Origin of the sequence: Streptomyces sp. NPDC101166 (assembly GCF_044768125.1) — a bacterium.
Lineage (GTDB): Bacteria > Actinomycetota > Actinomycetes > Streptomycetales > Streptomycetaceae > Streptomyces.
In genome coordinates, this window is the sequence record NZ_JBIWPF010000344.1 from 1 (window position 1) to 1,058 (window position 1,058).

2 protein-coding genes and 1 tRNA gene are annotated in these 1,058 nt (G+C 63.3%); 2 read left to right on the forward strand and 1 reads right to left on the reverse strand.

The genetic code is table 11. The annotated features are described in order from the left end of the window. Positions 1-236 precede the first annotated feature (236 nt). The gene (locus ACIRS4_RS38980) at positions 237-482 is read right to left on the reverse strand and encodes a hypothetical protein (protein ID WP_213560124.1); all 246 of its coding nucleotides are present in this window, start codon (positions 480-482) and stop codon (positions 237-239) included. A gap of 187 nt (positions 483-669) precedes the next feature. Between ACIRS4_RS38980 and ACIRS4_RS38985 the strand changes: the two genes are divergently transcribed. Both ACIRS4_RS38985 and ACIRS4_RS38990 read left to right on the forward strand, forming a co-directional pair. Beyond that, a tRNA-Asn gene (locus ACIRS4_RS38985) sits at positions 670-742 on the forward strand. Between the two features lie 90 nt (positions 743-832). Then, the coding region (locus ACIRS4_RS38990; RefSeq protein ID WP_404205134.1) for a type II toxin-antitoxin system Phd/YefM family antitoxin at positions 833-1,058 on the forward strand (226 nt) is incomplete at its 3' end.

A 1,058-nucleotide genomic window follows, 5' to 3' on the forward strand; every position in this document is an offset into this window, starting at 1 on the left:
GTCCAAACTCCAGCGCATCTCCTCCACCGAACAGCCCGACGCCTACATGGCCCTGTTCGGCGACCTGGTGGCCCTGGAGCAATACCGCAAGAGCCTCCTCACCCAGGCCATGGGCAACTCAGGCGACTTCGCAGGCGTCTGACGCGCACGACCCGCCAGGCGGCGAAGCTCGCCGCCTAGGGCAGGGGTGTGGGGGCGCAGCCCCCACCAGGGGCAAGGGGCAAAGCCCCAATCCCTCAGCGCCGCAGTTGGTCCTGCGGCACCAGGATCGTGGTCCGCTCGTCCAGCGGCACCATCGGCTCCAGCTTCGGCTGGGTGTTCAGCTTGTCCGCGAGCTTCTGCCGCCCCATCAACACGACCTTCCGCGTGACAGGGCTCTCACTGATCGCGCGGGTCGTCTTACTGATCTGCTCATACCGAACCCGCCCGGCCTTGGCGCCCAGCACATACCCAGCCGCCACACCGATGATCAACCGCAGCATCCCGAGAAGCTCCTCCCATAGACCAGTCCGCCCCCATATCCTGCCCGACCCCACCCCACCCTGTCGATCCGGCACCCCGTCCCCTCCCCACCCATATTCCCGCAGGTAGAGCCGCGATTTGGGAACTGTACAACCGATACGCTAAAGTTTTCTCCGGCCGGTCCGGAAGGTCCAGCCAGGGAAACAATCCCCTATAGCTCAATTGGCAGAGCAGCCGACTGTTAATCGGCAGGTTTCTGGTTCGAGTCCAGATGGGGGAGCCGAAAAGGCCCCTGACCAGCGGTTTACCCCGCAAGGTCAGGGGCCTTTCTCGTTTGGCCCCATACGCTGCTCACCGCTTGCGACATTAGCTGTTCCCGCTGATCGAAGAAGTCGACACCGACCAGATCACAGCAGAGAAGGGCAACGCCATTTCGATGAGTGACGAGGACTTCGATCCATGGCGCGAAACCATCCATCTGCACCGCTCCCCGGCAAACGCAAAGCGGCTCGCGGAAGGCATTGCTCAGGCGGAGGCTGGGGAGGTGGTGACGTTTACCCTGAGCGAGCTGGAAGATCTGGCTACCCGAGTCCAAG

Bases quoted from the DNA above. Each gene is read 5' to 3' on its own strand.
- ACIRS4_RS38980 (WP_213560124.1), bottom strand. From the start codon at position 482: ATGCTGCGGTTGATCATCGGTGTGGCGGCTGGGTATGTGCTGGGCGCC.